Genomic DNA, 15,581 nt, shown 5'->3' with positions numbered 1-15,581 from the left:
GGAGCGGGTCAAGCGCGTGAACGGGCGACGTGGCAACGGATTCCGCCCCGTCGCGACCCACTTGACGGGGTACGCCGCCGCTCCCTAGCGTGTCCAAGAATGTGAATGCCGTCCACGCACGCGGCGTGTCGCAGCGGCGCCGAGAACCCCGAGGAGACCGAAGGATGCCCGCTCCCCGTACGCTCCTGCTCACCGGCGCCGCCGGCGGGCTCGGCACCCTGATGCGGTCCCTGCTGCCGGAGTACGGCTACACGCTGCGCCTGTTCGACGTGCGCCCCGTCGAGGACGCTCCGGACGCGATCACCGCCGACCTCACCGACACCGAGGCGCTGCGCGAGGCCGTGCGCGGCGTGGACGCCGTCCTGCATCTCGCGGGCATCTCCCTGGAAGCGTCCTTCGAGAAGATCCTGCGGTCGAACATCGAGGGCACCTACAACCTGTACGAGGCCGCCCGCCAGGAGGGTGTGCGGCGGATCGTGTTCGCCTCCTCCAACCACGCCGTCGGCTTCACCCCGGCCCCGCGCGCGGGCGAGCCGCTCATCCCCGTCGCCACTCCGCGCCGCCCCGACACCTTCTACGGCCTGTCGAAGTGCTTCGGCGAGGACCTGGCCCAGCTCTACTGGGACAAGCACGGCCTGGAGACGGTCTCGGTGCGCATCGGCTCCTGCTTCCCGGAGCCGACCAGCGTCCGCATGCTCTCGGTGTGGATGAGCCCGGCCGACGGCGCCCGCCTGTTCCACGCGGCCCTGACCGCCGAGGACGTCGGCCACACGGTGGTCTACGGCTCCTCCGCCAACACGCGCCTGTGGTGGGACCTGGACGGCGCGCGGGCGCTGGGCTACGAGCCGCGGGACGACTCCGAGCCGTACGCCGCCAAGCTGATCGCCGAACAGGGCGAGCCCGACCCCGGGAACCCGGCCCACACCCGCCTGGGCGGGCACTTCGTGAACGACCCGCCGATCTGGCCGTACTGAGACCGCGGCGGTTCCGAGGCGCCGGGGGCGGCCGTCGTGGCGGTGGTGCCGTGACCCGTTCGGCCGGTAAGGGAACGGCAAAGCGGTGCCGTTCGTTCACCCGGCATGACAGCTATGACCCCTGGCTCGAACATCTCCCTCTCGGCCGCGCGCGTGACGGTGGACGTGGCCGCTCCGGTGCGGCTCGACGTGTCGGGCCTGCTGCTCACCGCCGACGGCAAGGTGCGTTCCGACGACGACTTCATCTTCTACAACCAGCCGGCGGGCCCGGGCGTGACCTACCGCTCCGGCGGCGGCTCGGCGCCGGACGCGGTCACGGTCGACACCGCCGCCGTGCCGCCGGACATCGAGAGGATCGTCGTCACGGCGAGCCCGGATGCGGCCGGCCGGACCTTCCAGGGCGTCGAGCCGACGGCGACGATCAAGGATGCGGACGGTGGCGCGGTGCTGGCCACGTTCACCCCGCCGGAGCTCGGTGCCGAGACGGCGCTGGTGGTCGTGGAGGTGTACCGCCGGGGCGGCGCGTGGAAGGCGCGCGCCGTCGGCCAGGGGTACGCCGACGGGCTGGCCGGCATCGCGACGGACTTCGGTGTGACGGTGGAGGAGCCCACCCCGGCTCCGGCCGCGCCCCCGGCTCCGGTCACCACCCCGGCCGCGACCCCGGCCGCGTCCGTGCCCACGCCGCCCGCCGCCCCCGCACCGGGCGCCGGCAAGATCAACCTGGACAAGGGCCGGGTCAGCCTGGCGAAGCAGCAGACCGTGTCCCTGGTCAAGGGCGGCCGGCCGCTGCTCTCCCAGGTGCGGATGGGCCTCGGCTGGGAGCCGGCGTTCCGCGGCAGGGACATCGACCTGGACGCCTCGGTCATCGCCTACGGGCCGCGGCGCGACCACATCGACAGCTGCTACTTCGGCAGGCTGACGATCCTGAACGGCTCGGTCAAGCACTCAGGGGACAACCTCACCGGCGAGGGCGGGGGCGACGACGAGGTCATCGTGGTGGACCTAGGCCGCCTCCCCCAGGAGGTCTCCGGCCTGGTCTTCACGGTGAACTCCTTCTCCGGGCAGAAGTTCACGGAGGTCGCGAAGGCCTACTGCCGCCTCGTCGACGCCGCGACCGGCGAGGAACTGGTCCGCTTCGACCTCACCGGCGCCGAACCGCAGACCGGCGTGCTGATGGCCAAGCTGGTCCGGCAGTTCTCCGGCGAGTGGGACATGACGGCGCTGGGCGACTTCGTGAAGGCGCGCACGGTGCGGAACATGGTGGGACCGGGGGCGAAGGCGCTGTAGCGCGCCGGGCACGGCGCCGGGTTGCGGCGTGGGGTCCCGGCGCGGCACGGGACCCGGGTGCGGCACGGGACCCGGGTGCGGCATAGGGCCCGGGTGCGGCACGGGACCCGGGTGCGGCACGGGACCCGGGTGCGGCACGGGACCCGGGTGCGGCACGGGACCCGGGTGCGGCACGGGACCCGGTGCGGCATAGGGCCCGGGTGCGGCACGGGACCCGGGTGCGGCACGGGACCCGGGTGCGGCACGGGACCCGGGTGCGGCATAGGGCCCGGGTGCGGCACGGGACCCGGTGCGGCATAGGGCCCGGGTGCGGCACGGGACCCGGTGCGGCACGGGGCCGGGATGCCGCCGTCGCACGACGGCTCGTCCCCCGGGCGCGGCGCCGTGGGGGCCGGCCGCTCGGTTCCCCGTGCCCCTCCGGGCGCGGGGCTACGGCCGCAGGCCCTCCGTCAGCAGGGTCAGGCAGCGGCGGATCTCCTTGCCGGGTTCGTCCGCCAGCTCCGACGCCGTCGCCATCCCGTGCGCCAGCCGCAGGACCTCGACCGCCTCCAGGTCGGCCCGCACCGCGCCGTCCGCCCGCGCCGCCTCCACCAGCCGGCCCGCCGCGCCCTTCACCGCCGTACCGCACGCCACACCGCACGCCGTCGGCGCCGTCGGGGCGCCGTCCGTGACCGCCGCCCCCAGCAGCGCCTTCATGCCCCGCAATTGGATCGTGGCGAGGCACAGCTCGGTCAGCCACTCCGTCAGCGCCTCCCCCGGCGGCAGCTCCCCGGCGAGCTCGTCGGCCCGCCTGCCCAGTGCCTCGATCCGGTCGACGTACGCCGCCTCCAGCAGCGCCTGCCGGGTCGGGAAGTGCCGGTAGAGCGTGCCCGAGCCGACGCCCGCCCGCCTGGCGATCCGGTCGAGCGACGCGTTCTCCCCCTGCTCGGCGAAGACCTCAGCCGCCACCGCCAGCAGGCGTTCGTGGTTGCGCCGGGCGTCCGCGCGCATGGGTCTGACCCGGGTCATCCAGCAACTCCCTGCCCGACCGCCGGACCGGCGGCTTCCCCCGGATTCTACCGAGCGGCCGCCGGCCGGGCCCCACCGTCCGGGCGGAGCCGGGCCCGCGGCCCCCCACGAGGAGTTCGAGCCACTCCGGCCGGAGGCCGCGGGACGTCGCGGGCGCTTGCTGCGCGGCGGCGGGTCAGCCGCGCTTGTGCCGCTTCCAGGGTCCGGTGATGGCGAGCATGATGCCCGGCGTCTGGATGTTGGCGAACAGGGTCCTGCCGTCGGGCGAGAAGGTGACGCCGGTGAACTCGCTGTACTCCGGTGCCTCGGCGGTGCCCATGTTCATCTCGTTGCGGGCGATCGGGTAGGTCCGGCCGCTCTCGGTGGCGCCGAACAGGTGCTGGACGCCCTCGCCGTCCTCGGCGATGACCAGGCCGCCGTACGGCGAGACGGTGATGTTGTCGGGGCCGTCGAAGGCGCCGTCGGCGGACGGGTCCGGGTTCACGCCGAACAGGACCTTCAGGGTCAGCGTGCGGCGCTTGGGGTCGTAGAACCAGACCTGGCCGTCGTGCTGGACCGGGCTCTCCGCGCGGGCGAAGGACGAGACGACGTAGACGCCGCCGTCCCCCCACCACATGCCCTCCAGCTTGCGGGCGCGGGTGATCTGGCCGTCGGTGAACTGCTTGCGGATGGAGACGGTCCGGGCGTCGCGGTCCGGGACGTCCACCCAGTCGACGCCGTAGACAGTGCCGATCTTCGTGGCGCGGGAGAGGTCGTCGACGAACTTGCCGCCGGAGTCGAAGCACTTGAAGGCCTGGAGCACGCCCGCGTCGTCGGCGAGGGTGCGCAGCCGGCCGCGGCCGTGGCGGAAGCCCTCCGGCGGGGTCCAGCGGTAGAAGAGGCCGTTGGGGCCGGCGGCGTCCTCGGTGAGGTACAGGTGGCCGCGCCGGGGGTCGACGACGACGGCCTCGTGGGCGTAGCGGCCGAGGGCCTTGACGGGCTTCGGGTCGCGGTTGGCCCGGCGGTCCTCCGGGTCGACCTCGAAGACGTAGCCGTGGTCCTTGGTCATGCCGTTCTGGCCGGCCTTGTCCTCGGTCTCCTCGCAGGTCAGCCAGGTGCCCCACGGGGTGTTGCCCCCCGCGCAGTTGGTGGAGGTGCCGGCGATGCCGACCCATTCGGCGACATGGCCGCGGCGGACCTCGACGACGGTGCAGCCACCGGCGGCGGCGGGGTCGTAGACCAGGCCCTCGGTGAGCGGCACCGGGTACTCCCAGTTGGCGCGCGGGCCCTTCAGCTCGTGGTTGTTGACCAGGAGGGTGGCGCCGCGGGGCCCGTCGAAGGTGGAGGTGCCGTCGTGGTTGGACGGGGTGAACTCGCCGGACTCCAGCTTCGTCCTGCCGCTGTAGGTGACGATCTCGTACGCGAAGCCCGCGGGCAGGGCGAGGATGCCGTCCGGGTCGGCGATCAGCGGGCCGTAGCCGACGCCGTGGTGGTGGTCGCCGTGCGTGGACGCCTCCGCGCCGTCGGTGTCCGTGGCGGCCAGGGCGTTCGGCGCGGTGGCGAGCGCGCCGACGCTGCCCGCCAGGGCGACCCCGGCACCGGTGATCGCGGATTTTCTGGCGAAGTCCCTGCGGGTGAGCGACATGGTGTCTCCTGTGACGACGGTGGCGGTGCCGTGGAGGGTGGCGGACCTCGGTTCGGCGCACACGCTCCCGCCCGGCGGTGAACACGGGCTGAACGCCTGGCTACTTCGGCGCCCCCTGTTCAAGAACCCGTACGCACCGCCCCACGGCTGGTCGAAGCCCAGGTCGGCGCCGCCACCGGCCGTGCCTCAACCCCCCTGTTGAGAACGGGCCTTGAACGCGGCCTTGCGTGCCTCCTTCGCCACCTTCTTGTCCGGGTGCAGCCGTCCCATCGCCTCGAGGACGTCCGCGGTGGCGGGGTGCTCCACCCGCCAGGCGGCGGCGAAGAACCCGCTGTGCCGGGAGGCCAGCCCCTCCACCAGGGCCTGCAGTTCCTCGGAGTTGCCCTCGGCCGCCAGCTGCGCGGCCACCGTGTCCACGGTGAGCCAGAACACCATGTCCTGCGACGGTGCCGGCACGTCGGCGGCGCCCCGCTCGCTCAGCCACACCCGGGCGAGCCCGCCCAGTTCGGGGTCGTCCAGCACCTCCCGCAGCGCGGGCTCGGCCTCGATGCCCACCAGCGACAGCGCCTGCTGGCAGCGGAGCCTGCGCAGCGGCGCCCCGGCGTCCGCGCCCCGCGCCGCCGCCAGCAACTCCCGCGCTCCGGCGAGGGGTTCGCGTCGGCCGAGCCACTGCTCGGTCTCGGCCCGGGCGGCATGCTGCCCGTACCGTGCGGTGCCGTCGAGCAGCGCGTCCGCGCTCGCGTCGGCCAGGTCACCGACGGCGGGCGCCGCGAAGCCGGCCTCCAGCAGCCGCGCCCGCAGCCCGTACACGCCGAGCGGGGTGAGCCGGACCATGCCGTAGCGGGAGACGTCGGTGTCGTCCACCGGCGCGGCGGGCTCCTCGTCGGCGTCCACCAGCAGCGCCTCGTCCACCGGCTGGTACTCCACCAGCCCGACCGGTTCCAGCACCCGGAACTGGTCGTCCAGCCGCATCATCGCGTCGGACACCTGTTCAAGGACGTCGTTGGTGGGTTCGCCCATCCCGCTGGGCAAAATCACCGAGGCGGCCAGGGCGGGCAGCGGCACGAGGCCCTCGCCGGGATTGTCCTCACCGACGGTCAGGAGGTACAGGTTGCCGAGGACGCCGTCGAGGAACTCCGCCTCGGCCTCCGGGTCCCAGCCGAGTGACGAGAAATCGACCTCGCCCCCCTGGTCCAACGCGTCGACCAGACCGTCCAGATCGGGCACGCTCGCGTCGGCGAGCGCGGTCTCCAGCGCGGCGAGCCACACGGTGAGCACGTCCTGCGGGGAGCCGGCGGTGAGCAGCTTCAGCTCCTCACCGGCCCGGACGGTGCCGGCCTCCTCGTCCGCGATCTCCACCAGTCCGGTGTCCACGGCGGCGCGCCAGGCCTCGCCGGCGTACGCGGCGGCGTCGTCGCCGCTGAGGCCCAGCAGTTCCACGGCCGCCGGCAACTGCTCCTCGGCCAGCGAGCCCCCGGCGTCCACGCGGGTGCCGGGTCCGGCCCAGCGGGCGAGCCGGGCCGCCCGGGAGAGCAGCGGCGTGGACAGCGCGGCACGCGCCAGCTCCGCTTCGGGGCGCAGCCGCGCCGGCGGCAGGGGGGAGCTGTCTGACATGGGCTGGTTCTCCTCGGACCGTGAACGGACTCAACCCCTCAGCCTAGACGGATTTCCACCCATGCCACCCGGTTCATCTCCGCGCCGGCCGCCGTACATGGCCGAAACCTTGACAACTTCCCGCGCCAGGCAGGAGATTGACGCGCGTAGAAGTTGGGGGGACAACTGTTCACTCGGCTCTGCGCGTGTCACGGAGGGCCACCGGCCCGGCACGCAACCGTTCCACCCTCGTCCCGGCGCTCACGCACGTCCCCGGAGGGATCCCTTGCCGAGCAGGTCTTCCGCGCGCCTCGCCGCGCTCACCGTCGCCGCCGTCTGTTCCGCCGCGTCGGCCGTCGTCCTCACCTCGCCCGCGCACGCCGACGCGGTGCGCATCCACGACATCCAGGGCACGACCCGGGTGTCCCCGTTCGCCGGGCAGAAGGTGACGGACGTGCCCGGCATCGTCACGGCCACGCGCACGTACGGCTCCTCCAAAGGCTTCTGGATGCAGGACGCCACCCCCGACGACAACCCCGCGACCAGCGAGGGCGTGTTCGTCTTCACCGGTTCCGCGCCGAAGGCCGCCGTCGGCGACTCGGTGACGGTGACCGGCACGGTCTCCGAGTACGTCCCGGGCGGCACCTCGTCCGGCAACCAGTCGGTGACGGAGATCACCAAGCCGGTGGTCACCGCCGTCTCCTCCGGCAACACCGTCCCGGCGGCGGCCGTCGTCGACGAGAACACCGTGCCGGACGCGTACAGCCCGGCCGGTGACACCGCGGCGAACGGCTCCGTCAACGGCCTCCCCCTCGACCCGTCGGCGTACGCCCTGGACTACTACGAGTCCCTGGAGGGCATGACCGTCCAGGTCCAGGACGCCCGGGTGGTCACCGCGACCGACCCGTACAGCGAGCTGTGGGTCACGGTGAAGCCGCAGGAGCACCGCAACCGCCGCGGCGGCACGGTGTACGGCTCCTACGACTCCCAGAACACCGGCCGCCTCCAGATACAGTCGCTGGGCGCCACCGCCGACTTCCCGAAGGCGAACGTCGGCGACACCCTGGGCGGCACCACCACCGGCCCGCTGGACTTCAACCAGTTCGGCGGCTACACCCTGGTGGCGAGCACGCTCGGCACCCTGGAGAGCCGGGGCCTCCAGCGCGAGACGACCCGCCGGCAGTCGGGCCGCGAGCTGGCGGTGGCGACGTACAACGTGGAGAACCTCGACCCGTCCGACACCACCTTCGCCGCGCACGCCTCCGCGATCGTGAACAACCTGCGCTCGCCCGACATCGTGTCCCTGGAGGAGATCCAGGACGACAACGGCGCCAAGGACGACGGCACGGTCGGCTCCGGCGAGACCGTGCGCAAGCTGATCGACGCGATCGCCGCGGCGGGCGGCCCCACCTACGACTGGCGCTCGATCGACCCGGTCAACGACCAGGACGGCGGCGAGCCCGGCGGCAACATCCGCCAGGTGTTCCTGTTCAACCCCGAGCGGGTGTCCTTCACGGACCGCGCGGGCGGCGACGCTGCCACCGCGGCCGGCGTCACCAAGGTGCGCGGCAAGGCACAGCTGACGATCTCCCCGGGCCGGATCGACCCGGCGAACGCGGCCTGGAAGAACAGCCGCAAGCCGCTCGCCGGCGAGTTCGTCTTCCACGGCCGGACCGTCTTCGTGATCGCCAACCACCTCAACTCCAAGGGGGGCGACCAGGGTCTGGCCGCGCAGTACCAGCCGCCGGTGCGCAGCTCGGAGATCCAGCGGCACGCGCAGGCCACGGCGGTGAACGCGTTCGTCAAGGACATCCTGTCCGCGCAGAAGAACGCGGACGTCATCGCGCTCGGCGACATGAACGACTTCGAGTTCTCCGACACCGCGAAGATCCTCGAGGGCGACGGCGAACTGTGGTCGGCGATCAAGTCGCTGCCCAAGAGCGAGCGGTACACCTACGACTACCAGGGCAACGAGCAGGTGCTGGACCAGATCCTGATCAGCCCGGCGATCCGGCGCGGCTGCGACTTCGAGTACGACAGCGTGCACATCAACTCGGAGTTCAACGACCAGATCAGCGACCACGACCCGCAGGTGCTGCGGTTCCGTCCGTGACACGGGGCGGGGCCGGCCGGGCGTCTCGTCCGGCCGGCCCCGCCGTACCCCGCTCACCGGCCCCGCCGTGCCACGCTCACCCGTGGCGGCCGGTCCGGCGCCAGAGCACGGCCGTGGTGACGACGGCGGCGGCGGCCGCCGCGCCCGCGATCAGCGCGGGCCCCGGGTGCCGCCGCGCGGCGCCCACGGCGGACCGCAGCGGGCCCGGCACCCGCGGGTCGTCCTCCATGGTCCGGCCGGCCCGCGCCGCCCGGTCCTGGAGGGAGTGCCCGCTCTCCACGGCCCGCTCCTGCACCGCATGCCCGGCCCGCGCCATCCGTTCCTGCGCGCCGTGGCCGGCCCGCACGGCACGGTCCTGGACCAGGTGCCCGGCCCGGGCGGCCCGGCCCTGCACGCCGTGCCCCGCGTGCGCGGCGCTCTCGCGCAGTTGCACGGTCATGGCGCCGGCCTTGTCCCTCAGGTCGGCGGCCCGCGCCCGGGCCCGGCCCTTCACATCGGCCCTGTCCGCCAACTGGGCGACGGTCGCCCCGAGTCGGCTCCTGTTCTGTTCGATCTGCTGCCGCAGCTCGTCGGGTCCCTTGGCGCCCGAGCCCTGCGGGTTCATGTCCGTCATCGGTGTGCCCTTTCCCTGATCGCGTCGGCGTCCGCCCCGGCACTGCCGGGCGTCCTCCCGGGTGCGGGCGGCACGGCGGGACGCGGCCGAGCGCGTACAGCGACGCCCGGCGGTCCGCCGCCGCGTCCGGTACGGCGTGCGGTGGGGGCCGGCGGAGGCCGCCGCCTGCCGGAGGCCGTGCGTACGGGATCACGGTCACGGCCGGCTCCCTGCCGGCGGCGCCGGCGGCCCCTCGCGGCGCCCGGAGACACTCCGCGCCACCTCGGCCGGGGTGTCGGCCGGTCGGAGGCCGTGTGTGCGGGGTCGCGGTTCCGGTGGTCCGTCTCCTTCCTGTGCGCGGTCTGCCGGGTACCCGGGCCGGAGATCCTCAGCCGTGGGCGCCACTCCCGGTGCCGCGTTCGCCAAGACGTGCGAGCTGGGACTGCAGCAAGTCGAGTCGGGCCTGCAACAGCGCGGCCTCGGCGACGAGTTCGGGCACGCCCGGCTCCGCGGCGAGCGTCGACCCGGCCGGTGTGAAGCTCGTACCGGCACCGTCCGCGACCACCCGCAGGCCCTGTCCGGCCAGCCGGGCGAACTGCGCGAGTGAGACGGACGGACGGTGCCGCGCGCAGTCCGCGCAGGCGGGGGCGAGGGCCCGCCGGCCGGGGCGGCCCCAGCCCGCGTCGGCGAGGGCGACGGCCCGGACCCCGCAGGCGCACGGACCGGCCGTGGCCGTGCGGACCCGCTGCCGGGCGTAGCGGAAACCGCGCTCGAAGCGGATGTAGGCGCCGAGGACGGAGACCTCCAGCAGCACGGCCGCCCGGTGTTCGGCCGTGCACAGCAGGGCCTCGGCCGCCGCCCGGTCGTGCACGCAATGGAAGCCGCAGTCGCACCGGCGCGCGGGCGGGCGGTGCCGGCGGCCGTAGACGCAGGCGGCGTCGTCGAGCACCGCGTACGGCAGCGCGCCGCCGAGCGACACGCCGGTGAACCCGGCCCGGGTGCCGTCCTGGGACAGCACCGGGTGGGCGATCTTGTAGCCGGTCGGCGGCTCCGTGGGACGTTCGGCCGGGAGCCACGGTCTCATCGGGCGGCCGGGACCTCTTCGCGGGCCGGCTCGGCCGGTCCCGGGCGGACTGTCTCCTCGCGGGGCCGCGGTTCCTCCTCGTGGACGAGCGGCCGCTCCTCGGCGGTGCCGGTGGCCAGTGCCTTGCCGAGCTTCATGGCGCCTCCCATGACCTGACGACGTAGGTGACCCTCCGGCCATAGTGACCCATGAGGGGCCGAGTGCGACACAGGACGGGTGCGGAGCCAGGCCACCTTGCAGTAAATCTTATCAATAGGTCGTAGATAAATTAAGTAGAGCTTCATGGATGCGATGGCGAGACTGCTCCCATGACCACGACCCCCTCCCGCGAGACCGCCCCGCCCTTCGGCCGCTCCCTGTGCGCGATGATCACACCGTTCACCGAGGAGGGCGGGCTCGACCTGGCGGGCGCCCAGCGGCTGGCCGTGCGCCTGGTGGCGGAGGGCTGCGACGGCCTGGTCCTCAACGGCACCACCGGCGAGTCGCCCACCACCACGGACGACGAGAAGGCGCGGCTCGTCGCGGCCGTGCGGGAGGCGGTCGGCGACCGGGCGGCGCTGGTCACGGGCGTGGGCACCGCCGACACCCGGCACACGGTGGAGCTGGCGCGAGCGGCCGGCGAGGCGGGCGCCGACGGCGTGCTGGTGGTGACGCCGTACTACAGCCGGCCCCCGCAGGAGGCCGTGGCCGCCCACTTCCTCCAGGTCGCGGACGGGAGCGGGCTGCCCGTGATGCTCTACGACATCCCGGGCCGCACCGGCACCCGGATCGAGCCGGACACCATGATCCGCCTCGCGGCACACCCGCGGATCGTGGCCGTCAAGGACTGCTCCTACGACTTCCTCGGCGTCCAGAAGGTACTGGCGCGGACCGGGCTGGCGTACTACGCGGGCTGCGACGAGCACGTGCTGGCGCTGTACGCGGTCGGCGCGGCAGGTTGTGTCAGCACGGTCGCGAACGCCGTACCGGCGCACGTGGCCGCGATCCTGGACGCGTTCGACGCGGGCGAGACCACCCGCGCGGCCCGGCTCCAGCTGGCCGCCGCGCCGTTGACCGAGGCGATGACCGGCGCGGGGCTGCCCGGCACGGTCACCGCCAAGGCCCTGCTGGGCCGCCTCGGGCTGCCCGCGGGCCCGGTGCGCGCACCGCTGCTGCCCGCCGGCCGTGAGGCGGCCGACGGACTGCTGGCGCGGTACAGGGCGCTCGTGGGCGCGTGAGCGGTGCGTCCTGCGCCTCGGCGTCCGCCGTCACCTCCGCCACCCGGCCCGCATCTGCTCTCCGGCCCCCGGACACGACGGAGCGCCCCCGCGCCGGGATGGCGGCGCGGGGGCGCTCGGGCCGGGGGTGCGTCAGTTGTGGCTGTGCAGGATGTCGTTCAGGCCGCCCCAGACCGCGTTGTTCGGACGGGCCTCGACGGTGCCGGTGACCGAGTTGCGGCGGAAGAGGATGTTCGAGGCGCCGTTCAGCTCGCGGGCCTTGACGATCTGGCCGTCGGGCATGGTGACGCGGGTGCCCGCGGTGATGTACAGGCCGGCCTCCACCACGCACTCGTCGCCGAGCGCGATGCCGACGCCCGCCTCGGCGCCGATCAAGCAGCGCTCGCCGACGGAGATGATCACGTTGCCGCCGCCGGACAGCGTGCCCATGGTGGAGGCGCCTCCACCGATGTCCGAACCGTCGCCGATCACGACGCCCGCGGAGATGCGGCCCTCGACCATCGACGTGCCGAGGGTGCCGGCGTTGAAGTTGACGAAGCCCTCGTGCATGACGGTGGTGCCGGCGGCGAGGTGCGCGCCCAGGCGGACCCGGTCGGCGTCGGCGATGCGCACGCCCTTGGGCACGACGTAGTCCGTCATGCGCGGGAACTTGTCGATGGAGGTCACCTGGAGGTGCAGGCCCTCGGCGCGGGCGTTCAGGCGCACCTTCTCGACATCGTCCACGGCGACCGGGCCGAGCGAGGTCCAGGCGACGTTGGCGAGGTGGCCGAAGACGCCGTCCAGGCTCTGGCCGTGCGGCCGGACCAGGCGGTGCGAGAGCAGGTGCAGGCGGAGGTAGACGTCGTGCGCGTCGACCGGCTTGTCGTCCAGCGAGGAGATGACCGTGCGGACCGCGACCACCTCGACGCCCCGGCGGGCGTCCGGGCCGGTCGCCGCGGTCGCTCCGCCGCCCAGCAGCTGCGCGGCCCGCTCGGCGGTCAGCCGCTCGGTGCCGGCGGGGCCGGGCTCCTCGACCAGCTCGGGGGCCGGGAACCAGGTGTCGAGCACGGTGCCGTCGGAGGCGATCGTGGCGAGGCCGGCGGCGACGGCGCCGGTGGTACGGGAAGCAGAGTCGGTCATGGGGGAAAACCTAACGCGGGCGGCCCACCGAGAGCGAACCGCGTCTCACGTGCCGGTTGTCCGGGCACGCGGAAGAGGCCACGGCGCGCCGCCGTGGCCCCTCTCACGCGCTCCCCTGCGAAGGCAGGAGGTTCAGACGTTGAAGCCGAGTGCCCTCAGCTGCTCGCGGCCGTCGTCCGTGATCTTGTCCGGGCCCCACGGCGGCATCCACACCCAGTTGATGCGCAGCTCGTTGACCAGGCCGTCCGTCGCGGACTTCGCCTGGTCCTCGATGACGTCCGTCAGCGGGCAGGCCGCCGAGGTCAGGGTCATGTCGATCGTCGCGATGTTCGCGTCGTCGACGTGGATGCCGTAGATCAGGCCCAGGTTGACGACGTCGATACCCAGCTCGGGGTCGACCACGTCCATCAGGGCCTCACGGAGTTCCTCCTCCGAGGCCGGCTTCATCTCGACGGTGTCGCTCATGCGGTCTTCCTTTCGGCGTCGGCGCCGTTCAGCGCCTGGGCCGTCGCGTCCTTCCACGCCATCCAGCTCAGGAGGGCGCACTTGACCCGCGCGGGGTACTTGGAGACACCGGCGAACGCGACGGCGTCCTCCAGGACCTCCTCCATCGCGTCGTCGGGCTCGACCCGGCCCTTGGACTGCATCAGCTCCAGGAAGGTCTCCTGGATCTTCTGCGCCTCGGCGAGTTCCTTGCCCACCAGCAGCTCGTTGAGGACCGACGCGCTGGCCTGGCTGATGGAGCAGCCCTGGCCCTCGTAGGAGACGTCCGTGATCTTCGAGCCCTCGTACTTCACGCGGAGGGTGATCTCGTCGCCGCACGTCGGGTTCACATGGTGCACCTCGGCGTCGCCATCCCTGAGACCACGCCCGTGCGGGTTCTTGTAGTGGTCCAGGATGACTTCCTGGTACATCGAGTCCAGTTTCACCTTTTCAGCACGCCCCTCAGCCGAAGAAGTTCCGTACGTGCTCCAGACCGTCGACCAGTGCGTCGATCTCGGCCGGCGTGGAGTACAGGTAGAACGACGCTCGCGTGGTCGCAGGAATTCCGTAGCGCAGGCAGACCGGACGGGCGCAGTGGTGCCCGACCCGGACCGCGATGCCCTCCTCGTCGAGGACCTGGCCCACGTCGTGCGGGTGGATGTCACCGAGGGCGAAGGAGATCGCCGCGCCCCGGTCCTCGGCCGTCGTCGGGCCGATGATGCGCAGGTCCGGCACCTGCGCCAGGCGCTGCACCGCGTACTCCGTCAGCGCGTGCTCGTGGGCGAGGATCCGGTCCATGCCGATCGCGTTCAGGTAGTCGATCGCCGCGCCGAGACCGACCGCCTGCGCGATCGGGGGCGTGCCCGCCTCGAACTTGTGGGGCGCCGGGGCGTACGTCGACGAGTGCATCGACACGGTCTCGATCATCTCGCCGCCGCCCAGGAACGGCGGGAGGTCCTCCAGCAGCTCCTGGCGGCCCCACAGGACGCCGATGCCCGTCGGACCGCACATCTTGTGGCCGGTGAAGGCCACGAAGTCGGCCTGGAGGGCCTGCACGTCCAGCGGCATGTGGGGGGCGGCCTGCGAGGCGTCGATGCAGACCAGGGCGCCGACCTCCTGGGCGCGGCGGACTATCGCCTCGACCGGATTGACCGTTCCCAGGATGTTCGACACCAGCACGAAGGAGACGATCTTCGTCTTCTCGGTGATGATCTCGTCGATGTTGGACAGGTCCAGGCGGCCGTCGTCGGTGAGGCCGAACCACTTCAGCTTCGCGCCCGTGCGCTGCGACAGCAGCTGCCACGGCACGATGTTGGAGTGGTGCTCCATCTCCGTGATGACGATCTCGGTCTCGTGGTCCACGCGGTAGGGCTCGTCGGCCCAGCCCAGCATGTTCGCCACGAGGTTCAGCGACTCGGAGGCGTTCTTGGTGAAGATCACCTCGTCGCGGCTGGGCGCGTTGATGAACTCCGCGACCTTGTCGCGCGCGCCCTCGTACAGCGCCGTGGCCTCCTCGGCGAGCACATGCACACCGCGGTGGACGTTGGCGTTGTAGCACTCGTAGTACTCGCTCAGGGCGTCCAGCACCTGGCGCGGCTTCTGGCTGGTCGCCGCGTTGTCCAGGTACACGAGCTTCCGGCCGTCGTGGACCACGCGGTCCAGGATGGGGAAGTCCTTGCGGATCGCCTCGGTGTCGAGGAGGCCCGGCAGCTGTGTCACGCGGATGCGCCACCCTTCACGTATGCCTCGTAGCCCTCGTTCTCCAGCTTGTCCGCCAGCTCCGGACCGCCCGACTCGACGATGCGGCCGGCGGTGAAGACGTGGACGTGGTCGGGCTTGATGTAGCGCAGGATGCGCGTGTAGTGCGTGATCAGCAGGGTGCCGACCTCGCCGGTCCCGTGGACGCGGTTGACGCCCTCGGAGACGATGCGGAGCGCGTCGACGTCGAGGCCGGAGTCGGTCTCGTCGAGGATCGCGAACTTCGGCCTGAGCAGCTCCAGCTGGAGGATCTCGTGGCGCTTCTTCTCACCGCCGGAGAAGCCCTCGTTGACGTTGCGCTCGGCGAAGGACGGGTCCATGTGGAGACGCTCCATGGCCTCCTTGACCTCCTTCACCCAGGTGCGCAGCTTGGGGGCCTCGCCGCGGACGGCGGTGGCGGAGGTGCGCAGGAAGTTGGAGACCGAGACGCCGGGGATCTCGACGGGGTACTGCATCGCCAGGAACAGGCCGGCGCGGGCACGCTCGTCGACGGACATCTCCAGGACGTCCTCGCCGTCGAGGGTGACGGAGCCGCTGGTGATCGTGTACTTCGGGTGACCCGCGAGGGAGTAGGCGAGCGTCGACTTGCCGGAGCCGTTGGGGCCCATGATGGCGTGCGTCTCGCCCTGCTTCACGGTGAGGTCGACGCCCTTGAGGATCTCCTTCGTGGCGTTGTCGGCCTCGACGGTGACGTGCAGGTCTCGGATTTCAAGCGTTGCCATGGGTGCC

The 15,581-nt window shown here is 72.8% G+C and carries 15 protein-coding genes; 4 read left to right on the top strand and 11 right to left on the bottom strand.

From position 1 onward, the window contains the following. The first annotated feature begins 164 nt into the window (after positions 1–164). Together ACGFT1_RS23620 and ACGFT1_RS23615 are read left to right on the top strand one after the other, a co-directional pair. Positions 165–974, top strand: a complete 810-nt coding sequence (locus ACGFT1_RS23620; RefSeq protein WP_373910934.1) for an NAD-dependent epimerase/dehydratase family protein — start codon at positions 165–167, stop codon at positions 972–974. A gap of 114 nt (positions 975–1,088) precedes the next feature. Then, positions 1,089–2,261 (top strand): TerD family protein, encoded by a 1,173-nt coding sequence (locus ACGFT1_RS23615; protein WP_373910933.1) that lies wholly within the window; start codon positions 1,089–1,091, stop codon positions 2,259–2,261. Positions 2,262–2,690: 429 nt separating this feature from the next. Here the strand turns inward: ACGFT1_RS23615 and ACGFT1_RS23610 are convergent, their stop codons facing one another. From ACGFT1_RS23610 to ACGFT1_RS23600, 3 genes are all read right to left on the bottom strand, one after another. Beyond that, positions 2,691–3,269: a TetR/AcrR family transcriptional regulator gene (locus ACGFT1_RS23610; RefSeq protein WP_373910932.1), complete on the bottom strand. Its 579-nt coding sequence runs from the start codon at positions 3,267–3,269 to the stop codon at positions 2,691–2,693. 175 nt (positions 3,270–3,444) lie between these two features. Continuing rightward, the gene (locus tag ACGFT1_RS23605; RefSeq protein WP_373910931.1) at positions 3,445–4,893 is read right to left on the bottom strand and encodes an alkaline phosphatase PhoX; all 1,449 of its coding nucleotides are present in this window, start codon (positions 4,891–4,893) and stop codon (positions 3,445–3,447) included. A 186-nt stretch (positions 4,894–5,079) separates the two neighbouring features. Next, positions 5,080–6,507, bottom strand: coding sequence for a hypothetical protein (locus tag ACGFT1_RS23600; protein WP_373910930.1), 1,428 nt, complete (start codon positions 6,505–6,507; stop codon positions 5,080–5,082). A 265-nt stretch (positions 6,508–6,772) separates the two neighbouring features. Between ACGFT1_RS23600 and ACGFT1_RS23595 the strand changes: the two genes are divergently transcribed. Next, entirely contained in the window at positions 6,773–8,599 is a 1,827-nt protein-coding gene (locus ACGFT1_RS23595) for an endonuclease/exonuclease/phosphatase family protein (RefSeq protein ID WP_373910929.1), read from the top strand. Between the two features lie 76 nt (positions 8,600–8,675). Here ACGFT1_RS23595 and ACGFT1_RS23590 read toward each other — a convergent pair whose 3' ends face one another. The 3 genes from ACGFT1_RS23590 to ACGFT1_RS23580 form a co-directional block, all read right to left on the bottom strand. Continuing rightward, positions 8,676–9,212, bottom strand: a complete 537-nt coding sequence (locus ACGFT1_RS23590; protein WP_373910928.1) for a DUF3618 domain-containing protein — start codon at positions 9,210–9,212, stop codon at positions 8,676–8,678. 367 nt (positions 9,213–9,579) lie between these two features. Beyond that, positions 9,580–10,275: a hypothetical protein gene (locus ACGFT1_RS23585; protein ID WP_373910927.1), complete on the bottom strand. Its 696-nt coding sequence runs from the start codon at positions 10,273–10,275 to the stop codon at positions 9,580–9,582. After that, complete coding sequence (locus ACGFT1_RS23580) at positions 10,272–10,412, bottom strand: hypothetical protein (protein ID WP_373910926.1); 141 nt, start codon at positions 10,410–10,412, stop codon at positions 10,272–10,274. Before ACGFT1_RS23580 ends, ACGFT1_RS23585 begins: the two co-directional genes overlap by 4 nt. A 171-nt stretch (positions 10,413–10,583) precedes the next feature. Here ACGFT1_RS23580 and dapA point away from each other — a divergent pair, with 171 nt between their 5' ends. Next, positions 10,584–11,492: a 4-hydroxy-tetrahydrodipicolinate synthase gene (gene dapA, locus ACGFT1_RS23575; RefSeq protein WP_373910925.1), complete on the top strand. Its 909-nt coding sequence runs from the start codon at positions 10,584–10,586 to the stop codon at positions 11,490–11,492. 132 nt (positions 11,493–11,624) lie between these two features. On the opposite strand, the gene dapD is transcribed toward dapA, so the two are convergent. The 5 genes from dapD to sufC form a co-directional block, all read right to left on the bottom strand. Next, complete coding sequence (dapD, locus tag ACGFT1_RS23570) at positions 11,625–12,611, bottom strand: 2,3,4,5-tetrahydropyridine-2,6-dicarboxylate N-succinyltransferase (RefSeq protein WP_373910924.1); 987 nt, start codon at positions 12,609–12,611, stop codon at positions 11,625–11,627. 132 nt (positions 12,612–12,743) lie between these two features. Further along, on the bottom strand, positions 12,744–13,076 hold the full coding sequence (locus tag ACGFT1_RS23565; RefSeq protein ID WP_373910923.1) for a metal-sulfur cluster assembly factor: 333 nt from the start codon (positions 13,074–13,076) through the stop codon (positions 12,744–12,746). Then, entirely contained in the window at positions 13,073–13,540 is a 468-nt protein-coding gene (gene sufU, locus ACGFT1_RS23560) for a Fe-S cluster assembly sulfur transfer protein SufU (protein ID WP_356823091.1), read from the bottom strand. The genes ACGFT1_RS23565 and sufU overlap by 4 nt, the downstream gene beginning before the upstream one ends. A 16-nt stretch (positions 13,541–13,556) precedes the next feature. Continuing rightward, positions 13,557–14,813 carry a cysteine desulfurase gene (locus ACGFT1_RS23555; RefSeq protein ID WP_373910922.1) on the bottom strand — a complete coding sequence of 419 codons (1,257 nt, stop codon included), beginning with the start codon at positions 14,811–14,813 and terminating at the stop codon, positions 13,557–13,559. After that, the gene (gene sufC, locus ACGFT1_RS23550) at positions 14,810–15,574 is read right to left on the bottom strand and encodes a Fe-S cluster assembly ATPase SufC (protein WP_373910921.1); all 765 of its coding nucleotides are present in this window, start codon (positions 15,572–15,574) and stop codon (positions 14,810–14,812) included. The genes ACGFT1_RS23555 and sufC overlap by 4 nt, the downstream gene beginning before the upstream one ends. Positions 15,575–15,581 lie beyond the last annotated feature (7 nt).

The sequence above is a fragment of the Streptomyces sp. Y20 genome (assembly GCF_043195475.1).
Taxonomy (GTDB): domain Bacteria; phylum Actinomycetota; class Actinomycetes; order Streptomycetales; family Streptomycetaceae; genus Streptomyces.
Note: the sequence above shows the minus strand (reverse complement) of the source record. Positions and strands in the feature narration are given on the sequence as shown.